Source organism: Bradyrhizobium sp. P5_C11_2 (genome assembly GCF_054049755.1).
The window spans coordinates 1-4512 of sequence record NZ_JBFULT010000592.1; the positions used below are offsets into that span (position 1 = coordinate 1).

At 63.8% G+C, this 4512-nt stretch carries 4 protein-coding genes and 1 pseudogene; 3 read left to right on the forward strand and 2 right to left on the reverse strand.

Features of this window, described 5'->3' with window-relative positions; translation table 11 throughout:
- On the reverse strand, window positions 1-704 hold a 704-nt coding region (locus ACXJL8_RS34760; protein WP_456686424.1), incomplete at its 3' end, for a urate hydroxylase PuuD.
- A 203-nt stretch (window positions 705-907) separates the two neighbouring features.
- On the opposite strand from ACXJL8_RS34760, the gene ACXJL8_RS34765 reads away from it, so the two are divergent.
- Window positions 908-2221 (forward strand): PQQ-dependent sugar dehydrogenase, encoded by a 1314-nt coding sequence (locus ACXJL8_RS34765; protein WP_456686426.1) that lies wholly within the window; start codon window positions 908-910, stop codon window positions 2219-2221.
- 207 nt (window positions 2222-2428) lie between these two features.
- Here the strand turns inward: ACXJL8_RS34765 and ACXJL8_RS34770 are convergent, their stop codons facing one another.
- Window positions 2429-3229 (reverse strand): SDR family NAD(P)-dependent oxidoreductase, encoded by an 801-nt coding sequence (locus tag ACXJL8_RS34770; protein ID WP_456686425.1) that lies wholly within the window; start codon window positions 3227-3229, stop codon window positions 2429-2431.
- 250 nt (window positions 3230-3479) lie between these two features.
- Here ACXJL8_RS34770 and ACXJL8_RS34775 point away from each other — a divergent pair, with 250 nt between their 5' ends.
- Together ACXJL8_RS34775 and ACXJL8_RS34780 are read left to right on the forward strand one after the other, a co-directional pair.
- A complete protein-coding gene (locus ACXJL8_RS34775) occupies window positions 3480-4313 on the forward strand; it encodes a cytochrome ubiquinol oxidase subunit II (protein WP_456619672.1) in 834 nt (277 codons plus the stop codon).
- Window positions 4303-4512: pseudogene (locus ACXJL8_RS34780) on the forward strand (cytochrome o ubiquinol oxidase subunit I); the annotation flags it as partial. The gene ACXJL8_RS34775 and the pseudogene ACXJL8_RS34780, both read left to right, overlap by 11 nt.

The following is a 4512-nucleotide window of genomic DNA, read 5'->3' on the forward strand; positions in this document are numbered from 1 at the left end:
ACGACCGGCCGCGTCAGGTAGTTGTTGTGGACCGAGCGCTCCTTGCTGGTCTTGCCGAGTTTCGGGTCGGGCGCCTGTCCGGCGATCAGGGCGGCCACGATCTTCTTCTGGTTCGGGATGATCACCGCGAAGACATTCGCGACCATGATGGTGCCGATGATCGCCGCGATCTGGTTGAAGGCGCCGCGGCCGCTCAGCACGTGGGTGAAGGCAAAAGTCAGCGCGACCAGGAACAGATAGCCGCCGATGGCAAAGGGCAGCTCGCGTTGTGCCAGTCCGCTGCGGCAGGCAGCCTCATAGAGCAGCCACGCCAGCGCAAGACTACAGAAGCTGAACAGGCCCGCCTGGAACGGCGTCAGGTCGAGGATCGACTTGTCGACCAGGAACAGGTCGGCCTCGAGATAATAGACCACCACCATCAGCGCGAAGCCGGACAGCCAGGTGGTATAGGCTTCCCATTTGAACCAGGTCAGTTCCTCCGGCATCTGGCTCGGCGCCACCAGATATTTCATGATCCGGTAGAAGCCGCCGCCATGGACCTGCCAGGCCTCGCCCTGCACGCCGTCCGGCAGGTCCCCCCTTGGCTTCAGGCTGAGATCGAGATGGATGAAGTAGAACGAGCTGCCGATCCAGCCGATCGCCGCCACCACGTGCAGCCAGCGGAGCAGCAGGCTCGCCCATTCCGATAAGATCGATCCCCACATGATCACCCCATCAATCGCGACATCGATGCCGCGGCTTTGATGACCGCAACCGGCGGTCGCGCCCCTACAATGTGTCGCACCGATCCGCGTTATTTTCCAGTACGATGGGTTGCGGCTGATGCACATCGTGCGGGCATGAGCTGACGTGGGATTCGGCAGACAAGGGCCGGGAGGAAGACGACGTGAAGAAGCATGTTTCGCATATGCTGGTGGCCGCATGGCCTTTGGTAGCCTGCGCCGGCGCGCAGGCCGAGCCTGTCCTGCAAGGCAGGGACGCCTACGGCAATTGGCAATCCGACAAGCCCGGCACGGTCAGGCTGATCCGGCCGCAGGATCTCCCCAAGGCCAATGCGACGGCGTCGGTTGCGAGCTTCGCGCGCGTGGTGCCGCGTCCGCCGGACGCATCGCCCCTGGTGCCGGCGGGCTTCAAGATCGAGCTGTTCGCCGAAGGCCTGCGCGCTCCGCGCATCGTGCGCGTGGCGCCGAATGGCGATGTTCTTGTGGCGGAGACGCGGGCAGGCAATATTCGTGTGCTTCGCGCCGGGGAGGGCGGCAAGGTCGCGACGAACGAGGTTTTTGCCAGCGGCTTGAAGCAGCCATTCGGCATAGCTTTCTTTCCGAACGGCGACGATCCGCAATGGGTCTATGTCGCCAACACCGACAGCGTCGTTCGCTTTCCCTATCGGGCCGGTGATCTGAAGGCGCGTGGCAAGGCCGAGACCATCGTGCCGAGCCTGCCGCACGATGGCGGCCATTCCACCCGCGACATTGTCTTCACGCTGGACAACAAGCGCATGCTGGTCTCGGTCGGCTCACTCAGCAACGTCGCCGAAGGCATGGGAAATCCGCCCGGCGGGATGGCGGCCTGGTCGCGAACACAGCCGCTGGGGGCCGCCTGGGCGAGCGAGACCGAACGTGCGACAGTTCTTGCCTTCAATCCGGATGGCAAGGAGCGGAAGATCTACGCCACCGGCATTCGCAATTGTGTCGGCCTCGCGATCCAGCCGCAGACCGGCCTGCCATGGTGCTCGACCAACGAACGCGACGGCCTCGGTGACGATCTCGTGCCCGATTACGTGACCAGCGTAAAGGAAGGCGCCTTCTACGGCTGGCCGTGGTTCTACATCGGCAACAACGAAGACCCGCGCCATGCCGGCGCGCGGCCGGACCTCAAGGACAAGGTGACGATCCCCGACGTGCTGGTACAGCCGCACTCGGCTTCGCTCGGCATGACGTTCTACCAGGGCACGCAGTTTCCAGCCGAGTATCAGGGCGATGCCTTTGCTGCCGAGCACGGCTCCTGGAACCGCTCGAAGCGCACCGGCTACAAGGTGATCCGCATCCGGATCAACGACGGCAAGCCGACGGGGGAGTACGAGGATTTTGTTACGGGCTTTGTCGTGAATGATACGGAGGTCTGGGGAAGGCCGGTCGGAGTTGCGGTGGCCAAGGATGGCGCGCTGCTGATTTCGGAAGACGCCGGCGRCACGATCTGGCGGGTGACGCATTCGCGCTGAGCGAACCTTCTTCGCCTCTCCCCGCGTGCGGGGAGAGGCCGGAATTTGCGAGAGCAAATTCCGGGTGAGGGCGCGGGTCCAACCCTCAGCGAGGTCGCGAAGCAGCCCCTCACCATAGCCGATGCTCTGCATCGGCGTTCTTTCCCAAGAACGGCGGCCGGAGGCCGCCTACGCCTCTCCCCGTAAGAACGGGGAGAGGGAGAGGACCTAACCCCTCCTCACACTGGCCCCGCCGTCCACCGGCAGCGTCACGCCTGTGATGAAGTTCGCTTCATCCGATGCCAAAAACAACGCGGCGTTCGCCACGTCCCACCCCGTGCCCATCTTCCTGCGCAGCGGCACCTTGCTGTCGCGTTCGGCTTCGACTTCGGCGCGGGTCTTGTGCCATTCGCGGGCGCGGGTATCGACCGCCATCGGCGTGTTCATCAGGCCCGGCAAAATGACGTTGGCGCGGATGCCGTACTCCGCGTTCTGGTAGGCGAGCTGTTCAGTGAAGGCGATCATCGCCGATTTGGTCGCCTTGTAGGCGACGTAGGGATAGGTCGTGATCGCGGCCATCGAGGAGATGTTGATGATCGCGCCGCTGTTCTGTGCGCGCATGATCGGGATCACTTCCTTGGCGGCGAGAATGCAGCTCTTCAAATTGATGGCGACGACGCGGTCGAATGCCTCCTCGGTCAATTGAAGCAGCTCGGCGTCGCCGCCGGACAGGCTGACGCCGACATTGTTGTGCAACACGTCGATCCGGCCCCAGCGTGACAGCGCGTCGGCCACCATGGCCTTGATGTCGGCGGAGCTGGTCACGTCGGCCTTGAAGGCGGCGGCGGTCCCTTGCTTGTCCGCGATCATCGMGACGGTTTCCCGCGCCGAGTCCAGGTGATGATCGACGCACAGCACCTTGGCGCCCTCGCGCGCGAAGGTCAGCGCGGTGGCGCGGCCATTGCCCATGCCTTCGCCGGGGCTCTGGCCGGCGCCGACGACGATCGCAACCTTGTCCTTCAAGCGCATGTCAGCTCACTCCGGTGGCGGTTTCATCCCAATTATTTTCGTGCAGATTAGCAATCGCCCCGACGGGAGAGAAGGGCACGCCTGCTGCGTTCATGTCATTGACATCACATGGAATTGCATGCTGCCGCGGCGCATTGCGCATGGCTGGCCCTTGTGGTTCAGGAACCGTTTTCGGGCGACTGGGTTTGTTGCGGGGCCTTTTCCGCGCTAGGCTCTCCCCGGGGGCTTCCCGACCGCCAGTGGCTTGCCGATGAATCTGCTCGATCCACAAGGGCCTGTTGCTGCTGCCAACAGCACCATCCTGGTCGATTCCGTCTTCATCATGCTTGTGATCGTGGTGCCGACGATCATCGCGATCCTGGCGTTCGCGTTCTGGTTTCGCGCTTCCAATCCGAAGGCGCATTTTCAGCCCGACTTCGTCTATTCCGGGCGGGTCGAGATGGTGGTGTGGGCGATCCCCGCGCTCACCGTCATCCTGCTCGGCGGCGTCGCCTGGATCGGCTCGCACCAGCTCGATCCCGCGGCGCCCGTGCCGGGCACCGGCAGCCCGGTCCGCATCCAGGCCGTCTCGCTCGACTGGAAATGGCTCTTCATCTATCCGGACCAGCGCATCGCCACCGTCAACACGCTGACGGTGCCCGCCGGCGCCGAGCTGAACTTCCAGCTGACGTCGTCGAGCGTGATGAACGTGTTCTTCATCCCGCAGCTCGGCAGCATGATCTACACCATGAACGGCATGGTGACGCGGCTGAACCTGCGCGCCGACAATGAAGGCAAGCTTCAGGGCCTGTCGGCGCATTTCTCCGGTGACGGCTTCCCCGACATGATGTTCGACGTCAACGTGATCTCGCCGCTCGCCTTTCCGGACTGGGTGGCGACCACCGCGAAGTCCGATGCGGTGCTGAACGAGGAGAGCTACACGAAGCTGATGCAGCAGGGCATCGAGAGGGGCAGGCCGACCTACCGCCTCGACGATCCCCGGCTGTTCGACCTGATCGCGACCCAGCACATTCCGCCAGGGCCCGGACCGGAGCTGCTCTCCGATGCCGGCCGGCCGCACAGTGGAGGCCATGATGCTCGGTAAGCTCGATTGGTCGGCGATTCCGTTCGACCAGCCGATACCCCTCATCGCGGGCGCCGTGGTGCTGGTCGCGATTCTTGGCGTGCTGATCTGGGTCGTGGTGAAAGGGCATCTGCCCTATCTCTGGCACGAATGGATCACCAGCGTCGATCACAAGCGCATCGGCGTGATGTATATCCTGCTGGCCTCGGTGATGCTGCTG